Source organism: Sphingobacterium sp. Lzh-3 (genome assembly GCF_046764375.1).
Lineage (GTDB): Bacteria > Bacteroidota > Bacteroidia > Sphingobacteriales > Sphingobacteriaceae > Sphingobacterium.
Window position 1 is genome coordinate 1,546,762 of the sequence record NZ_CP177226.1, and the last position, 20,230, is coordinate 1,566,991.

The window sequence follows — 20,230 nt, forward strand, 5'->3', positions numbered from 1 at the left end:
TTTTTTAATGATGAGCGATCATCAAACTTTAAATTCTGGCGCAATCATCACTTTTTCCTCTTTTACGTTATTCAGGAAATCGCTGAATTTTATAGGTAATTTTTTACGATAAAAATAAAAGTAGAAGTCAAATGAACCACCCACGATCCCTTTTCCTGGTACGTATACAAATCTGTCTATACCTCTATCTACCTCCAACTCATGATCATGCGTATGCCAGTTGGTATAGGTCCAAAACTGATAACCAATTTCGTTATTTTGGAACTTGATAGTTTTTGACAAATATTCTTTTCGATCTCTTAAATAATCAATAGCGCTACTGTAGGAATAAGGTGTGTCGCCGATCGTATATGGTGGAAAGTTAGTGCCGGGGTATCTCTTTTTAAAAATAGTTTCCATTTCTGTAATCTTGAGCGGTTCTTGCTCAATATTTATTGTCCCAAACACATGCTGAAAAATGGAAGGCCTATTTCTGACGGCAAAAAATTGAATTAAACAATGTTTAGAGGCAAAGTATTTGTTGCCAATTTTCCGGATAATTTGATATTCGTCAAAATATTTAGTTTTTGGACCATAAGGGTCATCTAAACCTGAAAGAGTATTTATTCGGAATAATCTATTTAATACCGAAGTAGTAATAATGTCGTCTTTAATAGTATCGAGATTAATTTCTTTCCAATCTGTGCTCCCTAACAAATCGGGGAGGACAGCAATAAGTATTATATTAAGCTGCGTGTTGGCATTAATTTTATCTTTACTTATTGGGTCTGGTCCATTATGGAATGTGAGTGTAAATAACTCTACATTCTTTTCTATACCGTATAATTTTTCTGTTGATAATTTGTACTGATCAATTGAATAGTTCTCCGGCTTATCCGGCATAACAAAATATTTTGGTCGGCTAAATAAACTAACATTGACAAATATAAATGACAATAAAAGTAAAAATCTGAATAGTTTAATTAGATGTTGTTCCATCTTTTCTTTCGCTATGGTTAATAACTTTTTTTTCTCCGCTTCGCTAAAATCAATTACAACATCGACCTTGGCGAATCGTATTTTTTAATTGTTGTTAAAAGATAGTAAAAATAATTTCACTTTCCTCGCCGTTCCATTCCCGCCATTCACCGAGTTTTCCCAATCGTTGGTCTAAAGCCCATAGGCTAGGGGCCTATTGTGTCGTAGTTTTGAGTCAACAAATAAGAACAGATAAAAAACTAACACAATAAAATAAAGACATTATGAAAACGCTAGTAAAAACATTCACAGCAGCAGCTTTAATCGCCGTATCAACATTTGCTATGGCAGCTGAAGGACCTGGAGCCAAAGCAACAAAAACAAACGTTAACCTTTCCACAGCAGATTTCGCTTTAGAACACTATGTTGCGGTAACCACGGCGGGAGAATCAGCAGGTGTAGAGCAGTTATTCGCCGAAGATTTTAATCAAAAGATCCAAGCTACCAATGCGCAGTCTAACAGCCGTAGTGCCGTAGTTAAACTATTGAAAAAGCAAAAAGGAGAGAAACTGAACTGCACAGTTAGCACTGATATTTTAGAAGAATCTGCAGATTATATGGTCGCTAAAGTGACTCTAAAATTTGAAAATTTCACCAAAACGGACTTAGTTACCTTGGAGCGTGTGGCTAATGACTGGAAAGTATCCAAATCAATTAATTCATATAAATAAATCTCAAGAACTAGTGCTCTGCGAAGCTATAGGTAGAGCACTAGTGAATCATATGTTTAAGTTTAGTTTAAAGGCCAGGTCGCGAGATCTGGCTTTTTTACGTCAAAAGGGCCTGATTCTCATCAGACCCTTTCTCTTAGCGTTTATTTGTACAGTAATTTTTATGTTTCCTATCGTTTCCTCTTTTTTGTTTCGTCATCCAATGTTTTTAAAGACTATTGGATTTTCACTGTACGACGCCAATTTTTATGTTGAACCTTTCTTTCGAAAGGTAGCTTGTAGCCGTTTTGTATTATAAGAACAGCTGTCGATATAAAATAGTTTTATAATTTTTTACTAACTGCAGTTTTAATTCAAAAAGCTTACGCTCTTAGTGAAGTACTGGTTGTACTAGTAAACATTTGCAACATCCTTTGATTATCAACCAGAGCTTACAACTCGCGATTAATCATGAAGGACCGCTAATCATAAAATACCTTCAGCTGCTCCAGCCTCTTTTTTACCAGCTTACTTTTCATCGGTTCAAAACTCATGATTTCTTTGCTGTTCTGTTTTACGGATACCCGAAACGGCTGGTTTAGCTTTGCTGTCAAATGATAGATAGCCACTAGCTCAGCGAGGTCTTCAAACCATGCAGCTGTACTGTAAAGTGACGCGAAGGGTGTTTTTTGAAGCTCTTTGTAAATTTTAGTTGCATCAGAAACTGACACCTGCTTTCCGCTCCGGAAGCGTGTGGTTGCCAGCAAAGGGCTAATGAACGCTTTCTCGGGCACATTCGCGGCATGCCAGATACCCCGGGTAAATGCTGTAGGTGCCGCAACTGTATCACTTTCGAAGGAGTGAGGTGTAAGAGCCAGCACCGCATCCACTACATGCGTTGCCTCGTGAAGCAATACGTACACCATAGCGTCCAGCTCGCCGGCATCTATCGTTACCTTCAGTCCGCTGTCTTCAGGAAATGTGTAGTACGAATTCTCCTTCCATGTGGCCCATTGGGAAACAGTTTCATTAATAATCTCTGCGCGAAAAGTGATGTTGAATTTTTGGGTTGAATCGGCTGTTTCAACCGGGGATGTAAGTGCTGTATTGGGCATATTATCCATGAAACTTATACTGTGCAGATGTTGTTTCAGAATTTTACTATGTAGCGGCGACAGCATGTTAAAAGCCTTTGCGACCTTGTCTTTTTCTTTGGCTGTCAGTACATGATCCACTGGCTGCAAACCTGCTTCGCGAAATTTGTTGAAAACTTCGTCCGGTGCCGGTTTTATTCGTTCCGCCAATGCTGATAAGGACCGGCTTTCTGGACTTTGTGCGCGTAGAGCCATCGGGATAATAAGAGAAAAAAATAAGTAAGTAAAAAATCTGCTTATCATATTGAATTTTGTTTTGGAGCAAAAAAGACTGAATTTACAAAAAAGACTGAATTTAATTTATGGCAAGAAATTTTGCCCGGAATGCTGATGGCGTTTCACCTGATTTCTGCACAAATAGCCTGCTGAAGTATGCTGGATCTTCATATCCCAGTTCATAGCCAACCTCTTTTGCCGTCAGATTGGTATGTACCAGCAGCCGTTTTGCTTCTAACAGAATTCTGTTCTTTATCACATCATTAGGCTGTGGCAGATTGAGCCTTTTAAATTTATGGCTAATCGTTTTTGGAGCCATAAACAGCAGCTCGGCATAATCGGCAACATGGTGCTTTTCTTTATAATGTTCGTCAACCAACAAGGTAAACTTCCTGAAAAACTCCAGGTCGTTGTTCTGTTCAGTAAGTTCTTTATCGAGATTTTGCTTTTTCCACAATCGTGCAGATTTGATGAACAATTGTTTGAGATAGGTACGAAGCATCTCTTCCAGCGAGGTATCGTTCAATCCGAACTCATCCGTCATCTGTCCGAAAATATAGCTAAAGAAAGGGATTTCGCCATTGTCCAATTCCACCATCGGCATATTGTAGATGTTGCTGAACAGCAATCCGTTACAGGCTACTTCCTCATCATGTATCTGGATACAATAAAAGTTGCGGTTGTAAAAGATGAAGTGTCCCTCTTCTTTTCCGAGCTTCTTTATATGCAGATGCTGATTGGGGCTTACAAAGAACAGGGAAAGCTGTTTTACGGAATATTCAGCAAGATCAACCTGTAACTCAGTTCCCTTTGAAAGAAGCAGTACTTTTATGTATTGTTTATAACCCGCGCTATTAATGGAGTCGACATTTTCTTCATGCAACGATATAAGTCCTATGGTTTTTAGGTCGTTTCGAAATACTTTTTCACTTGCCATATTGGTAAACTAATGGAGTTAAAAATACAAATCTCAGTTCAAATAGAAACAGGAGAACATAATATTCTTGCTCTCCTGTTTTGCAATTCATCATGATTTTGCAAATTTCTCCAGCTCAGTATTGAATTTTTCCATTTCTTCGACGAACAAGGCATGACCGCTGTTTTCAAAGCGGATAAGCGTTGCATTTTTTATGCCTTTCTGTAATTGTTCGGCCCAAACAAGCGGACAGTTTTTATCATACACTCCCTGAAAGATGGTCACAGGAATATTGATTTTTGAAAGCTGGGGGCGTAGGTCCAAATCGCGGAGTGCGGTGATCGATTCTGTCATGGCATAAGGAGAGGCCTGCAAATTGATATTCTCCAACCATTTTTCTACGTTTTTAGAGATATTGCCCTCTTTCGCCACGAAGCCTGCACCGAAACTTGCGATTAGATCCTCTCTTTGTGTTTTGGTTGCGTTTATCAATCCTTGTACCACTTCATTCGGCAATCCGTCAGGAAAACCTTCCCGCTGTTTCCACGATGGTGCTGCCGCCCCAAACAGCGCTAGCTTGCTTATATGGGCGGAGTTATATTTTGTTACATAATGCAGCACCACTGCGCCACCGAGCGAAAACCCTCCAAGCGTAGCATTTTGTATGTCCAGTTTTTCCAGAACCACTTTTATATCATCGGAAAAAACATCAAAATCATATTTTCCGTAAGGTTTATCTGATTTTCCAAAACCACGAAGTGTAATTCCAATCACTCTGAATCCTCTGCGGGATAGATATTGGTATTGGTATTCGTACATTTCATCGCTCAATGGCCAACCGTGAATCAATACGATAGGTTTACCTTCGCCAAGGTCGGTTACATGGAGCTTTACTCCCTTTTCTACTTCGATGTATTCTGCTCTTCCGGCAGAAGCTGGTACTCTTTTCCCTTGAGCAAAAATAGAAGTGCTCAATAAAGTCATCACTAAGCTGATTGTTGCAATAATTGTTTTCATTTTTTTAATGTTTAAATTGTTTAAAAGTTATGATACAAAGGTATAATCAGCTTGGTTTGAATGGAATGGATAATGGTGGATATGTATTGTACTTTTTTCCCTAATAAAGAATTTGAGGATAATAACCTCGAATCAAAAGTAATGTTGAAATTTGAAGTTTTTACCAAGGCTGATCTCGTGAAACATCTATATATTAAGGCGATGCGGGGCGATCTGGCTTTTTAGGTATCATTGTATTTCGATTCGGCGATAATGATAACTTTGAAAATGGTTGTATACTGCAGGAGACCAGATGAAGTAAAGTATGTAATGAAAGGGCTGGTTTCAGTATGGGAATAGTTAAAGAAAACAAGTGTGCCGAAGATTATCAAAAAATTTTAGGGAAACGCTATGCTAATTTTGATCTCATCAATCCATCGTGTACTGATGAGTTAATCGATAAAATTGTATCGGAGTATCAGCCGTTTGTTTACAAAAAAGAACTATAAATAAGCGCAAATAAAAATTTTAGTTCAGCAAAGTGTGTTAGATCATTGGTATGAGATGGAAAAATAAGCCGATAAATTTAAATTTGTAATTATTATGGATAAAAAAGAACTTATTTCAATGATTGAAATTCAGTTGAAAAGCTTTATAGATTCCAAAAGACCAAAAGATGCAGAAGTGCGCAAAAAATTGGATTTTGGTTATTCGTGGGATGGGAAAACGGCTTTACTGTTTGAAATTAGACCACAATGGAATGACCCAACGAATATTGTAGAATTACCGTTTGCAAAGCTTCGCTTTGTGAAAGCAGCTAAAATTTGGAAACTCTATTGGATGCGAGGATCGGGCAAATGGGAGGCTTATGAACCGAAACCCGAGTGTACTAATCTGCAATTATTGTTGGATGAAATCGATCATGATGGATATGGATGTTTTTTCGGATGATATCCGGTCGAAAAAGCCAAAGGTATTGCTAGAAAGTATAATGAATTGTAATTAATAGCGTATGTCAGAATTAGATATTAATGAAGTCCATATTGTTCCCGTCGGGAATACAGATGAGGTTAAGGATACAGATAGCAAGCTAGATTTTTCTCTTACCTAAGTCAATCTATATGATGCCTTTTGATAATAAATCTTTTTGTCACAAATTTTGACTAAATTTGTGACAAATTAAATTCTTTATAGTGTTGGAAAGTGTTGTTAATCAAATTAGAACGAAGGTTTTAAAGTCATATAGAGGAGCTTTTTTTTTCGCTGAAGATTTTTCTCAATTTGGTTCATCGGATAATGTCCGTAAAGTACTGTCGCGATTGGAGAAAGATAATCTATTAGTTCGATTAGCGCAGGGTATTTATTTAAAACCTAACCGGGACCCTTTGTTAGGAATTATTTATCCCAATATCGAAGAAATTGCTAAGGAAATCGCAAAACGGGACAAAGCTCGCATCTCTGCTACAGGTGTGATGGCCTCTTATTTATTAGGACTGACTACTCAAGTACCATTAAAAGCAGTTTATCTTACCGATGGTTCACAGCGTGAAGTCAAGATTGGTAATCGCAGTATAAAATTTAAAAGGACAGTTCCAAAAAGCTTTGCCATAAAAGATGAATTATTACATCTGATTGTGCAGGCATTTAAGGAAAAGGGGCAAAGAAATATTACCAAAGAATTCTTAGATACCATAAAAACTTCCGTTAAAAAAGTTGATAAGCAAGTCATTGATTCCCAATTGAAATATGCGCCAGTATGGATTCAAAAAGCAATCGAAAATCTTCACTGATCTTAAAATTATGTGGCTAAATCTTAACACGAAACAAAAGAATCTTGTCCTAGACCAACTAAGCAGTATGATGGGATTACCAGCTTTTGTTATTGAAAAAGACTGGTGGGTTTGTATTGTTCTGAGGGCTGTGTTTGCAACGAAATATGCTGCGTCTATTATTTTTAAAGGCGGTACATCACTAAGCAAGGCATATCAACTGATAGACCGCTTTTCAGAAGACATTGATTTAATAATCGACCGACACCTATTAGGTTTCGACGAATTAGATTCAAAATCCCAGATTAAAAAACTGAGAAAGGCCTCCGGAGGTTTTATTATCAATGAGTTTAGAGAGGAATTGATTCTTCAATTGGAAAAATTGGGAGTTCCTAAGGATTTCTATGAAATTCGTTATAATACTTATGTTGACGATACTAGCGATCCTAATACGCTGGAAATTTATTACCAACCGATAGCGCCAGTCGGTCACGCATATATCAAGCAAAGAGTACTGTTGGAAATGGGGGCCAGATCGCTAACTGAACCGTTCGAGACACAACCGGTCCTTTCTTTTATAGATGATAATTATAAAGATTCCGGGTTTGCTCAAGCAGCTTTTAATGTTAAAGTTGTAATTCCTACACGGACTTTTATAGAAAAGGTTCTCTTATTACATGAAGAGTTCTCTAAGCCGATTGACAAAATCAGGACAGATAGGCTAACTAGGCATTTCTATGATATAGATAAGATTATGAATACTGATTTTGGAACAGAGGCCATTAAAGACGAAGAATTATTTAACACAATAGTCCAGCATCGAAAAACAGTCACATCACTTCGGGGGATTGACTATTCCAACCATCGAAAAGGGAGTTTAAGTATCCTTCCGCCTGAAGAGATAATAAAAGAGTGGGAGGCGGATTATAAAACCATGCGTGAAAATATGATAGTAGGAGAAAGTCTAACATGGGCGGATCTTCTTAAAAGCATCAAAGGAATTGAAGATAGCATGAACAATTACATGAAGAAATAAAGCGATTTAATTTGAAATATACCTTCTTTGAATAATAATAGAGTCAAAGTTCATAAGCATAGTAATTTCTTACCTGCCCATTCCCGCCATTCACCGAGTTTTCCCGATCGTTAGTCTAAAGCCGATAGGCTAGGGGGCTATTGTGTTGTAGTTTTGAGTCAACAAATAAGAACTAAAAACTAACACAATAAAATAAAGACATTATGAAAACGCTAGTAAAAACATTCGCCGCAGCAGCTTTAATCGCAGTATCTACTTTCGCTATGGCAGCTGAAGGACCTGAAGCAAAAGCAGCAAAAGCTAACATTAACCTTTCCACAGCGGACTTCGCTTTAGAGCACTATGTTGCGGTAACGACTGAAGGAGAATCAGCAGGAGTTGAGCAGTTATTTGCAGCTGATTTTAATCAAAAGATCCAAGCTGCCAATGTACAGTCTAATAGCCGTAGCGAAGTGGTTAAATCCCTGAAAAAACAAAAAGGCGAAAAGCTAAACTGCACAGTAAGCACAGCTATCATCGAGGAATCGGCAGACTATATGGTGGCTAAAGTGACTTTGAAATTTGAGAATTTCACCAAAACGGACCTAGTTACCTTGGAACGTGTAGGTAATGATTGGAAAGTATCCAAATCAATTAATTCATATAAATAGAATTTAACAACTAGTGGTCTGTCAGCTCAGGCAGGCTACAGACCACTAGTGAATCATATGTTTAAGTTTAGTTTAGAAGCCAGGTCTTGAGACCTGGCTTTTTTGAGCCATTCCTGCGCGTAGCTTTAATATCTCTATTAAAGCTTTCTTGATTTTTTGATCTCTTTTGCTATTTCCATTGCTTTCTTCATGTCAGGAATACCATAACCATAAGGGATAACCGGAGTATTCATTCGATCTCCTGATTTGCGTATTACATCCATTAGCTCTTTATTGCTCAATTGCGGATAAGCTTGCCATAAACAGGCGGCTAAGCCACAAAGTATAGGACTCGAATAGGAGGTTCCGCTACGTGTTTCACCTACGCCTGATTCCCCGATTACCCATGCTCCTCCACCTAGGGCCATAACATCCGGTTTCATTCTGCCATCTACTGTCACTCCCCAAGATGTAAAATATGCTACCCTACGATTATCATATACTGCACCTACTGTAAGTACATGAGGAGAGTCGGCCGGACTCCCTACCCAGCTTCTGTCATTGCCCGCACAATTGACAATTAAGATACCTTTACTGGCTGCAATGTTAGCAGCCCTTGTGGCAAATGTGGTCTTTCCATCCATCTCTTCAAATTTATAAGCAGGATTGTAGAAACTTTCTGGACCATAATAAAGTGACGAATTAATGATATCTACACCAACACTGTCCGCAAATTCAGCAGCGCTGGCCCAGTAGTCCTCTTCAACATGCTGTTCAGATGATTGATCTTCAGAGCGCAGCAGCCAGTAGTTTGCCTCCGGTGCGGTACCCACATATGTTCCAGGTTGGTTGACAGCCATACAGGAACTTACCCAAACTCCGTGCATATCGACCGCATATGGATCATCGTTTTCATAGACAAAAGATTTAGCACCTTTGATATTCACATTTTTAAAAGCTGGGTTATTCTTAAGATTCAAAAAACCGGCATCGATGACAGCAATATCGATGCCTGCTCCTTTAAAACCATTCTCATGAAGCACCTGGCCATTATTGATGTTTATATTGGAGGCAGCTCCGCCATAGTCCAATTTATTATTGGAGGTATTGTTGGATACCCTTTGCGGGATATCTTTATACTTTCCTTTCTCGGTCAAGTTTTCCCTAGGCCCTTCCCATACTTTTTCTGCGGAGTGCACAAAGGGGAGATTTTTATAGTTGTCAATAAGGAAATAATCTACACAATGTACCGTGACGGTATTTAGCCATTTACTTTTAGAGACAATTTTACATCCTATCTTTTCAATTTGATTTAAATAGTCCTCCGAAATCGGAAGATCGGAATTGTCGATTGCGATGTTTCGTTTCTGCCGCCGCTGGATAGCCTTCTCTGATAAGAATGTTTCAGGATTATTCAACGTATGAGAAGATGTCCCTTTGTCCTTTAGTACTAACCTAAACTTGTAGTCATTGGCATCTGTTACAATGATTTTTACTTTTGCTGTTGCCTTGCCATTCGCGAGGGTTGCTATTGCATATGTTTCGCCAGCTCCTTCAGGCCATACTGAAGCTTCTTTTGTTTCTGGATTTTGTGTTAAACTTGCAATTCTTGTGTTCTCGACTGTCCAGTTTATTTCATCTGAGTCACCTACCGGCAGATTCTGTATTTCAGTTGACAGCCTGGCCCCTAAAAATTGTATTTCACGTTTTAAGTAAACTTCATCTGGTTTAATGACAATTCTTACAGGTTCTGGAATGATAGTCTCTTCATTTTTTTTGCATGAATTAAATAAAAAGCACAGTAAAAGTAAGTACGAGGAGATTTTGAATGAATGAAGCATTTATATGTTATAATTCAATTGATTTTTGTGGTATATATAGACTTATTTGTGTTACCAAATAAGTTTTTGTATTTGTAGTGAAATCGAGTGCAAATTAAATAAATATTGACTATTAATTCTCTTTATTTATTATTTAATTTTAGTTTTTGTGTCGATTGCCCTTATATTTCTTTAATTATGAATATAATTCTCCGTAATCAGTAATTCGTAAACATTCACCTCCCCATTCCCGCCATTCACCGAGTTTTCCCGATCGTTAGTCTAAAGCCCGTAGGCTAAGGGCCTATTGTGTTGTAGTTTTGAGTCAACAAATAAGAACAACAGAACTAACACAATAAAATAAAGACATTATGAGAACACTAGTAAAAACATTCGCCGCAGCAGCCTTAATCGCAGTATCAACTTTCGCTATGGCAGCTGAAGGACCTGGAGCAAAAGCAACAAAAGCTAACATCAACCTTTCTACAGCAGATTTCGCTTTAGAGCACTATGTTGCGGTAATCACGGAGGGCGAATCAGCAGGCCTAGAGCAGTTATTTGCAGAAGATTTTAATCAAAAGATCCAAGCTACCAATGTACAGTCTAATAGCCGTAGCGAAGTGGTTAAATCCTTGAAAAAACAAAAAGGCGAAAAGCTAAACTGTACAGTAAGCACAGCTATCATCGAGGAATCTGCAGATTATATGGTGGCTAAAGTAACGTTGAAATTTGAAAACTTCACCAAAACAGATTTAGTTACTTTGGAGCGTGTGGGCAATGACTGGAAAGTATCCAAATCAATCAATTCGTATAAATAGTATCTAATAACTAGTGGTTTGCCGTTAACAAAAGACAAACCACTAGTGAATCATATGTTTATTTAAGGCCAGGTCGAGAGATGTGGCTTTTTTACGTCAAAAGGGCCTGATTCTCATCAGACCCTTTCTCTTAGCGTTTATTTGTACAGCAATTTTTATGTTTCCTATCGTTTCCTCTTTTTTGTTTCGTCATCCAATGTTTTTAAAGACTATTGGATTTTCACTGTACGACGCCAATTTTTATGTTGAACCCTTCTTTCGAAAGGTAGCTTGTAGCCGTTTTGTATTATAAGAACAGCTGTCGATTTAAAATAGTTTTAAAAATAAATGTTTCGATGTTTTAAATTGACATTTTTGAAATAAGCTCTTACTCGTTAGACATTATTATCGAATTTCTAATTTAAATATCTCTTCGCTGTTTTTTCTATTAGCAATTTGATATCATCATAGCGGGCGATGCTCAAAAGCCAATCTTCAGGTATACTTTCCAGCCCATAGTACAAACCAGCTAATCCTCCCGCAATCGCAGCCCCGGTGTCTGTATCTTCACCAAGGTTTACAATAGATAATACCGTGTCTTTATAGTTGTCTTTTTCCATAAAAAGCCATAGGCTTGATTCTAGACTATCGATCACATAACCGCTGGACCTTAATTGATTATGTGTCTTAGATCGGATGTCATGCAAAATGGTGCTATTAAAATGAGTTATTTCCGACTCAGGGAAATTGATGTCCGTCCAGAACTTTGAAACTTGATTCCGCATTTCAGCATAAGCCTGCTCCTTGGCCAAACCTAGCAAAATGAGTTCGGCTAATTTAAGATAGATAAAACATGCCATTGCAGCGCGTATGTGCTTATGCGTTAGGGCGGAAATTTCCCAAATTTTCTCGAATTGTTCCGACGGACTAAGTCCCTTGATCTCAAATAAAAGGGGTAATATTCTCATTAACGAACCATTGCCGTTGTCTTGTTCTCTCGCCCGATATTTTAGCAAATGTAGCTCTCCGATTTGCCCGGATCCGATAATATCTTTAAGCTCACCAATCGATTTAGCCGTGGTGATACCGATATCAAAGACTTCTCCTCTTGCTGTCCATAGCTTACCTTCCCTCCAAGCTATAAATTTTTTGGAGATATCTACCAAATCATATCCAGCTAACAGCGAGTCTGCAAGACACAAGGTTAAAGATGTATCATCTGACCAGGTACCCCTAGGTTGATTATGGCTGCCAAATCCGATCATTTCGGTAGCTGGATTTTTTAGCATTTCTTCTTTCGACCTGAATTCAAATGGTACACCCAATGCATCACCAACCGCAATGCCAAACAATGCTCCATACATTTTATTTTTCGCTTGATTAGCAGCTGTATTAGACTGTATATTCATAAATAATTTGATCGTTGATTCATATCAATATAATAAAAAATATTCACCTCCCTATTTCCGCCATTCACCGAGTTTTCCCGAGCGTTAGTCTAAAGGCGATAGGCTAAGGGCGTATTGTGTTGTAGTTTTGAGTCATCAAATAAGAACAACAGAACTAACACTATAAAATAAAGACATTATGAAAACGCTAGTAAAAACATTCACAGCAGCAGCTTTAATCGTAGTATCTACATTCGCTATGGCAGCTGAAGGACCTGGAGCGAAAGCAACAAAAGCAAACGTTAACCTTTCCACAGCAGATTTCGCTTTGGATCACTATGTAGCGGTAACTACGGAGGGAGAATCAGCAGGTGTAGAGCAGTTATTTGCAGCTGATTTTAATCAAAAGATCCAAGCATCCAATGCACAAAGCAACAGCCGCAGCGAAGTGGTTAAATCCCTGAAAAAACAAAAAGGCGAAAAGCTAAACTGTACAGTAAGCACAGATATCATCGAGGAGTCGGCAGACTATATGGTCGCTAAAGTAACTTTGAAATTTGAAAACTTCACCAAGACTGATCTGGTTACTTTGGAGCGTGTGGGCAATGACTGGAAAGTATCCAAATCGATCAATTCGTATAAGTAGTATCCAATAACTGGTGGTTTGCCAGTAATAAAAGACAAACCACTAGTGAATCATATGTTTATTAAGGCCACATCGTAAGATGAGGCTTTTTTACGTTTGGAAATTTGGAATTAAATAACGGTTATTGTTTTTGCATAATTCCATATTTCTTGTTTTGATCACCTTTGGCGTTTGCTCCCGCATAGCTATTTAAAATTCGTATGGTAGCCGCTTTTAGGGAACGTCCGAATTCCGTGGGATGATAACCCGGTCCAGTAAAAAATTCCACCTCATGATTGATTTTTGAATACCATACTCTTCCTACATCCTTGGAACCTAGGGTATCTGGTCTCGTTATTTTCACAAATCCCTCGAGTTTGTTTTTATCTAAGCCTATCACTTGATAGGGCTGTGTCTTACTCTGACAATCTACCTCAATATATTTTTCTCCATTCCAGCACATGCAATCTTCAGGCGTCAGAAAATGCACGATAGTTAATATTGCCAATACCAAAAGTGCCACAGCAGAAAACCTCAATACAAGTTTATTTTTATAGAAAAATGATCGTGGATCATTTTGTTGACTCGCATTTCCTTTATTGCTGTTATCTAAAATTATCTCATCCGTATTAATTATATCACTTACAGGTCGAATTTCTTCTGTTTCTGAATTTCCACTGTTTTCATTTTTACTCTCACTTGAATCAATAATGTCTTCGATTTGATCTTCCGATTTTGTCGGAATGATATCGGGTATATGTTCAAAAATACTCACGCTACAAGTGTCTTCAGGACATAGAGGTCCTTGCGAATGATCGAGTGGTATGTCAGAGGCTAGCTCATTTATATCATTGACGTCAACTCCTAAGTGGTCCGAATTTTTGTCGTAAACTAATTCATCTTCGTTGTCTTGGTTAGAAGGTGGGAAAGTATTATCGTGAATGACCGCATCATCAACTGGTGCTGCACCATCTGTTTGGGCTTCGTTCCCATAATTAAAGTCGTAGGGTCGCGGTTGAAAATTAATTAGTACAGCGAGAAATTTCACGACGTCTCTGTCTGGGCTGCGTTTTGTATCTCCAATGATAAAATTTCTTAAAGCCCTGAATTTATCGGTATCCGAATCTTTAATTATTTCCCTTAGTGACTTACCAAGCTGCTTTTGTAATTTCTTTTCATTTTTTTCTCTGAAATAATCAGTGAATACAACTTCATCCGCTTCAGAGAGTCCCTTCTCAAAACATTGAATACACCAATTCTTAAGGTCCCCTGCTGAAGGCCATTCGCGGGAGAAATCAAGCTGTCTGTTTTTCTTTAAATCTAGGTAGCTGTCTCTTACAGCTTTTTGAAAATTCTCAAACATGATTCCAAAATTAATATCTATTCAATAATGAAAATACGGGAAACCGTACGCTTGATAGCGCTATAAATCATCTCGACCGTTTGGAAAAATTTGGAAGACCTTCCAGAGTTTTTGAAACATCATGAAATATCATGAAATGTTGTGAAGCATTGGAAGCGTTTGATAAAAAGGGTTTTAACGGCTATAACTTTGTTCTCGAAGTCAGATGATAGATCGATTAAAATATAAACTAAGATACTAATCTGATTTCACAATGAGAAGATCTCGCGGTAGTCTTTAGCCGGTTTGGGAAGCAGCTTCTGCCTCCCGCGATTGACACTCTTACTTCCCAAAAAATTCAGAAGGCCTTCTGAAAACATTTGTAGCAATCCCGTGCATGGTGCACGGGGCCTACCAGGTTTTTGACTTTTAAATTTTTTGAGTTATGTTCAGCTTATTATTATACCTTTTGTTCGGAATCGGTCAACCGTCGAATTCTCAACCAAATCCGCAGCAGCCAACAGTACAAACTACTAATGACGACGGTAATGATGGCGATGGAGGGGAAACCAGTACACCGATCCCACCTCGTCCACCAAAATCTTAATTTAAGTTTGTAATAGTGAGAAGACAGTATAAACTGTCTTCTCTTTTATTGCCAATTCTTTGATTTACCTTCTAATTTCAGTAAATTCGGGAAAAAGAAGCCATCTTGAGACCTTTACATATATTTCTTCTTATTCTTTTTCTTTCTTGTTCCAAAAAGGAAGCTAAAGAACGTTCGGTATTTAAAAATCCTTATTATGACGAAGCATATAATTTTCTTGACAAGGGAATATATGATAGCGCTTTTTTTTATTTTAATAAGGCCAAAGATGTATTTGTTGAAGTAAATGATAGCTTAAATGTAGCCAATTGCTTCATTGTAATGGCAATTGTTGAGAAAGATCAAGGCGATAATTTTGGCGCACAAGAATCTTCTTTGACGGCTATGGACTATCTTAATGAAAATAATCTAAACCATCATATTTATTTGGGGGCAAATTACAATAGTTTGGCTACTGCTACTTATAATTTGAAGGAATATCAAAAAGCAATCGGATTTTATGAAAAAGCATTAGAGTTTTCAACAGATACAGCTACAATAATAGCTATAAAAAATAATTTGGCATTGACATATCAATACCTTCATCGTTATGAAGAGGCTTTTAAATTGTATCATACTTTACTTAAGCAGACCAAAAATAATCCAAACGAATATGCGCGAGTGATATCCAATTTTGCAAAGGCTAAATGGCTGAAGGATAGTTCATATGTTGCGGCCCCCGAATATTTGACATCGTTGAAGATTCGGCAAAGGAGCGGTGATCTTTGGGGACAGAATGCGAGTCTAGCACATCTAACGGATTATTACACTCGGGATAAACCTGATTCAGCTTTATATTATGCTCAGAAACAATACGATGTTACGAAAAAATTGCACAATGCGAATGACGAAATTAGAGCATTATATAGATTAGTTCTGCTAAGTCCTTCTGAACAATCGAAGCATTATTTTACACGATTTAAGTATCTTAACGATAGTATTCAAGATGCCCGCGCCGCTGCCAAAAACCAATTCGCCCTTATCCGCTATGAAGTCGAAAAAAACAAGGCCGATAACCTGCGGCTAGAAAAAGAAAATTCCGAAAAGCAAAACCGTCTTGTCAGACAACGAGCCATTACTGGAGCAAGTATCTTTTTACTGCTGTTGGCTGTTGGTGGGGGAACCCTCTGGTACAAACGACGCAAGCAGCGTCTTGAACTCGAAGCCGAGAACAAGGTTAAAGAAACGCAACTTCATCTTTCGAAGAAGGTACATGATGTTGTAGCAAACGATATTTATCATGTGATGACGGAAGTTGAATATCGAGATGATCTAGATCGTGAAGTGCTTCTTGATAAATTAGAAATTATTTACAACCAATCGCGGGACATCTCACATAATGTCGAGCAACGATCTACCGTTGAAGTTCCATATAATGAGCAAATTTCTACATTGCTTAAACCCTATGGTACAAGCGATCGTCGTATATCGATCGTTGGAATTGACGCCGAACAATGGGTTGATGTTAGTAAGCGCATTAAAGAAGAAATAAAATATGTACTACAGGAACTGATGGTCAATATGAAGAAGCATAGTAGGGCCGAGCGGGTCGTCGTGCGCATTGAAAAATCAGACCAACAGCTTAAAATTTTTTATAAAGATAATGGTGTTGGCCTACCAGCAGAAAGACCTCAGGGAAAAGGTATGGCGAATACGGTTTCCCGTATTGAAAGTCTAGGTGGCGGAATTATCTTTGTCAGTGAACCGGGAGAAGGGCTCAGCATTACTGTCAATATCCCATTAATATAAAGATGATTGTTGTATGTTTAAAAAAGTACTTATTGCCGAAGACCACGATACAGAAAATTTTGCAGTACAAGTAACACTGCGTGACTTGGGAGTAGTTGATCCCGAATATGTTTATTATTGTGATCATGCCCTCGCTTGGATCAAGAATGCTATCCGTGCCGGAGAACCATATGACCTACTTATTACCGATATTAATTTTAAGGATGATGGTTCTGATCAGGAGATTCAGGATGGACTTTCGCTGATTAAAGCAGTTAAATCTATTCAGCAGGATATTAAAGTTGTTGTAATGACCGTGCAAGAGATCACGACAGTAGTCCATGAAATGTTCAAAGAAAAACAAATTGATGGTTATGTTTTGAAGGCACGCCGCGGAAGAGAGCATCTAAAGGAAGCCCTCCAGATGGTGTATCAAGGTAGAACATATCAATCTGCAGATAATAAGAAAGCTGTCCAAGATCTAAATGCATTTGAATTCTCCCAGCTTGACTTACAGATCGTTAATTTATTATATCAAGGTATTCCACAATATCAGATGCCTGAAATACTCAAACAGTTAGGTGCTAAAGCTTCCAGCCTGAGCACAATCGAGAAGCGCCTTAATCTGATGAAAGAATCTTATGGTTTCACCAACAATGCCCAGCTAATTGCACACTGTAGAGATGCTGAGCTGATATAACTTTTTCCATTACGGTTTTCCGTAAAGACTCTTGGGGGTATCGTGCTACCTTTGTGAAAGCAAGATAAATAACGAGGTAGGAATATTTGCTGAAAACGATATCTACTGCATTCAAGATATTTAATGCCATATTTTAACCAATAAGATGATGAGAAAAGGCTATCGTAGGATAGCCTTTATTTGTTTCATGATTATATGTGAAGGCTAGGCTTATAAGCGGCCTATCTGAATGCAATACTTTTAATCAGCCGGATTTGAAAAGGTATTTATTGAGTTTAGTGCATAGTAAGCGATTCCATTGTTAGGATATTGTTTCAGAATTTCTTCGTAGAGCGCTTTTGCTTTTTCGGCTTGCCCGGCCTGCACATAGCAGAATGCAATATTACAGAGCGCCATTTCCCGATAACACATTTTTGACGCACTCAACATCGTCACTGCACGATACTTGTCTACCCATGCGTTTCTAGTAAAAAAATCAAGACTCAGCTCAAAATGTTCTAAAGCCGCTTTGAAATCCTTCTGTTTGATAGCCTTCATTCCTTTGTTATGGCTTGAGGGAATAAGCTGTTGCAACAAAATAAATAACCCAGAAAATAAAACCACACCTATGAAAATTCCATGTTTTTGGAATAGAATAGTAAAAAATGCTATAAAAACAGCCCATACCAAGATGATGATTAGTATAGCAGACTGGGATACTTGCCGAACAATAGGAACATTTGCGCTCATACCGATGAATATATTGTTGGTTTTTATTTTTTTAAAGGTATCAAAATTTTCAAGAAATTCTCTCCTTCTTATCTCGATTACCTTAAGTTTTAAAGATTTTTTTATCTGATGTACCTCATGAGGTGTCTTTACGGGAAACCGTAGAATTAACCCGTAAGCATCCGCTAGATTTGCTGTCAACGTAGACTGATCGTATAAAATTAATCTAATATGAATATAAGCAAATACGGAATAATGGCATCGCTGGCTCTTTCATTGGGTCTCCTCTTTTACAGCTGTGCCCCAAAATCAAAATTGATTGAAAAGTTGGAAGAACTAAGTGCGGATGGTACGCTGGATTGCCAAGATTTGGAGCAATTAACAATGTATGTTCAGCAGAATAAAGAAGACCGCTCTTTTAAAAAATTAATCAAGAATGGTCAAGCTGATAAAATAGCGATCCAAAACTATATGCGCAAAAATGCGAATAAAGCTAAACTAAATATTGATCAATGTGGAGAAGTCAAAACAGCACCCACTTTCGCCATTTATTTAGAAAATTCAGCAAGTATGGATGGTTATGTCAATGGTGTTTCCAATTTCGAATCTGTCTTGTCGGATATTCTGATAGGCTTAAATTATCATTATGATAAGAATAACATCAAGTTCAATTTTATCAACTCAGAAATATATCCAACCGAAGTAACGGATGTCAACACATTCTTTAGTTCACTTGAGCCAGGTAAACCTCCTTTTAAAGTGGGAAATCAATTTGTATCCGAATTAAATCAATGTTTTGAAAAGGTGTTGTCGGAGACAAAGGATAATGATGTATCCATTTTCGTCTCCGATTGTATTTATTCTTTAGGAAAAGGACGATCTACACAACAAGGATTAATTTTAGAGGAAAATATGACCAAAAGTGCATTTATGCAACGTTTGAAACAATCGGATCTTTCAACGTGCATCCTTCAGTTTACCTCCGGTTTTAATGGCACATATTACGACTATAATAATCAAAAGACCAAATTGCAGCAGGCCGAGCGTCCTTATTATATCTGGATCATAGGAGCTGACAATAGCGTTCAGAATCTTCTCAGCAAAGTTCGATTTACTGACATGAAAGGCTATCAAAATAGCTATTTCCTAAAAGGGAATCATGGCACGGAGCCCTCCACTCAGTATCTATCAGGTACAAATAGAATTGGACGAGCAGTATATCGCTCTCAGGAGCCTAAGGATATCAAGGATATTCAATTTGCGAATGGTGTATTTCAATACAGCATTGCCGCAGATATGAGTTCTTTCCCTGATAGAAAGTCTATCCTTGAAAATCGCAATTATGTCTTAAGTCCAGGGGCGACATTGGTCAATGTCCAAGAAATTCCAGTCAATAACCAGTCTACTTTAATCCACCAAAACGATTGGCAGCGTATTAAAGACAATGAATTCACCCACCTGATCACAGTAAAAGTCAATCAAAAGAAATTTCCTGATGAACTGACTATTGCTTATAAAAATACCATACCCTCCTGGGTGGAAAGCTCTTCCAATACAGACGATTCAGCTATCAGCCAAACCACACAACAGACTTTTGGATTGCGAAATCTAATTCACGGAGTCACTGAGGCTTACAAAACGCATAACAACAATCAAGACATATTATTTCAAATTAAATATAATCTAGCAATTAAGTAATCATGAACGATTTATTTGCCCTATTTTATGAGAAGTTTTATTACGAGACAGACTTCTCTCTAGAAATGTTTGATAGGTTCCTCTATCAAAAGTATGCCATTATAGCCATAATAAGCGCGGCGATATTTTCACTGGTCTTTTATTTTTTATTGGATAGACCTCGCTTCGCTAAAATTGGACTGTGGTTTATTCTCCTTACGGTCGCATCATTTGTAAGTGCGGGATACTTGTATAATGACTCTAAGTCAATCATGGAGCGGGATAATCTTGTTTTCTCCAGTGAAGCCTATTTTGGGGTAGCGATTGGAAGTTTTGTGCTTACCTTATTCGTATTCTTTATCCTCTCATTATTTCTCAGAAAACTATCTAAAAACCTTTCTAGGACACCATTTTAG

21 protein-coding genes are annotated in these 20,230 nt (G+C 37.8%); 13 read left to right on the plus strand and 8 right to left on the minus strand.

Going from position 1 to position 20,230, the window contains the following annotated elements:
- Window positions 1-21: 21 nt before the first annotated feature.
- Entirely contained in the window at window positions 22-882 is an 861-nt protein-coding gene (locus ACLCDV_RS06265; protein ID WP_411973166.1) for a hypothetical protein, read from the minus strand.
- Window positions 883-1,241: 359 nt separating this feature from the next.
- Here ACLCDV_RS06265 and ACLCDV_RS06270 point away from each other — a divergent pair, with 359 nt between their 5' ends.
- A complete protein-coding gene (locus ACLCDV_RS06270) occupies window positions 1,242-1,688 on the plus strand; it encodes a hypothetical protein (protein WP_411973167.1) in 447 nt (148 codons plus the stop codon).
- 461 nt (window positions 1,689-2,149) lie between these two features.
- Here ACLCDV_RS06270 and ACLCDV_RS06275 read toward each other — a convergent pair whose 3' ends face one another.
- The 3 genes from ACLCDV_RS06275 to ACLCDV_RS06285 form a co-directional block, all read right to left on the minus strand.
- A complete protein-coding gene (locus ACLCDV_RS06275) occupies window positions 2,150-3,064 on the minus strand; it encodes a hypothetical protein (RefSeq protein WP_411973168.1) in 915 nt (304 codons plus the stop codon).
- A gap of 52 nt (window positions 3,065-3,116) precedes the next feature.
- Window positions 3,117-3,974 carry a helix-turn-helix domain-containing protein gene (locus ACLCDV_RS06280; protein WP_411973169.1) on the minus strand — a complete coding sequence of 286 codons (858 nt, stop codon included), beginning with the start codon at window positions 3,972-3,974 and terminating at the stop codon, window positions 3,117-3,119.
- Window positions 3,975-4,064: 90 nt separating this feature from the next.
- Window positions 4,065-4,970 carry an alpha/beta fold hydrolase gene (locus tag ACLCDV_RS06285; RefSeq protein ID WP_120335520.1) on the minus strand — a complete coding sequence of 302 codons (906 nt, stop codon included), beginning with the start codon at window positions 4,968-4,970 and terminating at the stop codon, window positions 4,065-4,067.
- Between the two features lie 60 nt (window positions 4,971-5,030).
- Between ACLCDV_RS06285 and ACLCDV_RS06290 the strand changes: the two genes are divergently transcribed.
- The 5 genes from ACLCDV_RS06290 to ACLCDV_RS06310 all read left to right on the plus strand — a co-directional run bounded on the left by ACLCDV_RS06290 (window position 5,031) and on the right by ACLCDV_RS06310 (window position 8,404).
- Window positions 5,031-5,195, plus strand: a complete 165-nt coding sequence (locus ACLCDV_RS06290; RefSeq protein WP_411973170.1) for a hypothetical protein — start codon at window positions 5,031-5,033, stop codon at window positions 5,193-5,195.
- Window positions 5,196-5,552: 357 nt separating this feature from the next.
- Window positions 5,553-5,900, plus strand: a complete 348-nt coding sequence (locus tag ACLCDV_RS06295) for a DUF3024 domain-containing protein (protein ID WP_120335521.1) — start codon at window positions 5,553-5,555, stop codon at window positions 5,898-5,900.
- 242 nt (window positions 5,901-6,142) lie between these two features.
- A complete protein-coding gene (locus ACLCDV_RS06300) occupies window positions 6,143-6,739 on the plus strand; it encodes a DUF6088 family protein (protein ID WP_153846962.1) in 597 nt (198 codons plus the stop codon).
- A gap of 67 nt (window positions 6,740-6,806) precedes the next feature.
- Window positions 6,807-7,754, plus strand: coding sequence for a nucleotidyl transferase AbiEii/AbiGii toxin family protein (locus ACLCDV_RS06305; protein WP_245973032.1), 948 nt, complete (start codon window positions 6,807-6,809; stop codon window positions 7,752-7,754).
- Window positions 7,755-7,957: 203 nt separating this feature from the next.
- Window positions 7,958-8,404, plus strand: coding sequence for a nuclear transport factor 2 family protein (locus ACLCDV_RS06310; RefSeq protein WP_259255082.1), 447 nt, complete (start codon window positions 7,958-7,960; stop codon window positions 8,402-8,404).
- 137 nt (window positions 8,405-8,541) lie between these two features.
- Here the strand turns inward: ACLCDV_RS06310 and ACLCDV_RS06315 are convergent, their stop codons facing one another.
- Window positions 8,542-10,224, minus strand: coding sequence for a S8 family peptidase (locus ACLCDV_RS06315; RefSeq protein ID WP_411973171.1), 1,683 nt, complete (start codon window positions 10,222-10,224; stop codon window positions 8,542-8,544).
- Window positions 10,225-10,574: 350 nt separating this feature from the next.
- Between ACLCDV_RS06315 and ACLCDV_RS06320 the strand changes: the two genes are divergently transcribed.
- Complete coding sequence (locus tag ACLCDV_RS06320; protein ID WP_411973172.1) at window positions 10,575-11,021, plus strand: nuclear transport factor 2 family protein; 447 nt, start codon at window positions 10,575-10,577, stop codon at window positions 11,019-11,021.
- Between the two features lie 395 nt (window positions 11,022-11,416).
- Here the strand turns inward: ACLCDV_RS06320 and ACLCDV_RS06325 are convergent, their stop codons facing one another.
- Window positions 11,417-12,409: an ADP-ribosylglycohydrolase family protein gene (locus ACLCDV_RS06325; protein ID WP_411973173.1), complete on the minus strand. Its 993-nt coding sequence runs from the start codon at window positions 12,407-12,409 to the stop codon at window positions 11,417-11,419.
- 178 nt (window positions 12,410-12,587) lie between these two features.
- On the opposite strand from ACLCDV_RS06325, the gene ACLCDV_RS06330 reads away from it, so the two are divergent.
- Entirely contained in the window at window positions 12,588-13,034 is a 447-nt protein-coding gene (locus ACLCDV_RS06330; RefSeq protein WP_411973174.1) for a nuclear transport factor 2 family protein, read from the plus strand.
- A 121-nt stretch (window positions 13,035-13,155) separates the two neighbouring features.
- Here ACLCDV_RS06330 and ACLCDV_RS06335 read toward each other — a convergent pair whose 3' ends face one another.
- Window positions 13,156-14,376 (minus strand): hypothetical protein, encoded by a 1,221-nt coding sequence (locus ACLCDV_RS06335; protein ID WP_411973175.1) that lies wholly within the window; start codon window positions 14,374-14,376, stop codon window positions 13,156-13,158.
- A 424-nt stretch (window positions 14,377-14,800) separates the two neighbouring features.
- Here ACLCDV_RS06335 and ACLCDV_RS06340 point away from each other — a divergent pair, with 424 nt between their 5' ends.
- The 3 genes from ACLCDV_RS06340 (at window position 14,801) to ACLCDV_RS06350 (ending at window position 17,429) form a co-directional block, all read left to right on the plus strand.
- Window positions 14,801-14,962, plus strand: a complete 162-nt coding sequence (locus ACLCDV_RS06340; RefSeq protein WP_411973176.1) for a hypothetical protein — start codon at window positions 14,801-14,803, stop codon at window positions 14,960-14,962.
- Between the two features lie 105 nt (window positions 14,963-15,067).
- Window positions 15,068-16,750, plus strand: coding sequence for a tetratricopeptide repeat protein (locus ACLCDV_RS06345; protein WP_411973177.1), 1,683 nt, complete (start codon window positions 15,068-15,070; stop codon window positions 16,748-16,750).
- A gap of 13 nt (window positions 16,751-16,763) precedes the next feature.
- Window positions 16,764-17,429, plus strand: a complete 666-nt coding sequence (locus ACLCDV_RS06350) for a response regulator (RefSeq protein WP_394676409.1) — start codon at window positions 16,764-16,766, stop codon at window positions 17,427-17,429.
- 240 nt (window positions 17,430-17,669) lie between these two features.
- Here the strand turns inward: ACLCDV_RS06350 and ACLCDV_RS06355 are convergent, their stop codons facing one another.
- Window positions 17,670-18,158 carry a tetratricopeptide repeat protein gene (locus tag ACLCDV_RS06355; protein WP_411973178.1) on the minus strand — a complete coding sequence of 163 codons (489 nt, stop codon included), beginning with the start codon at window positions 18,156-18,158 and terminating at the stop codon, window positions 17,670-17,672.
- A gap of 210 nt (window positions 18,159-18,368) precedes the next feature.
- On the opposite strand from ACLCDV_RS06355, the gene ACLCDV_RS06360 reads away from it, so the two are divergent.
- Together ACLCDV_RS06360 and ACLCDV_RS06365 are read left to right on the plus strand one after the other, a co-directional pair.
- Window positions 18,369-19,835: a hypothetical protein gene (locus ACLCDV_RS06360; protein ID WP_411973179.1), complete on the plus strand. Its 1,467-nt coding sequence runs from the start codon at window positions 18,369-18,371 to the stop codon at window positions 19,833-19,835.
- A 2-nt stretch (window positions 19,836-19,837) separates the two neighbouring features.
- Window positions 19,838-20,230, plus strand: a complete 393-nt coding sequence (locus ACLCDV_RS06365) for a hypothetical protein (RefSeq protein ID WP_153846599.1) — start codon at window positions 19,838-19,840, stop codon at window positions 20,228-20,230.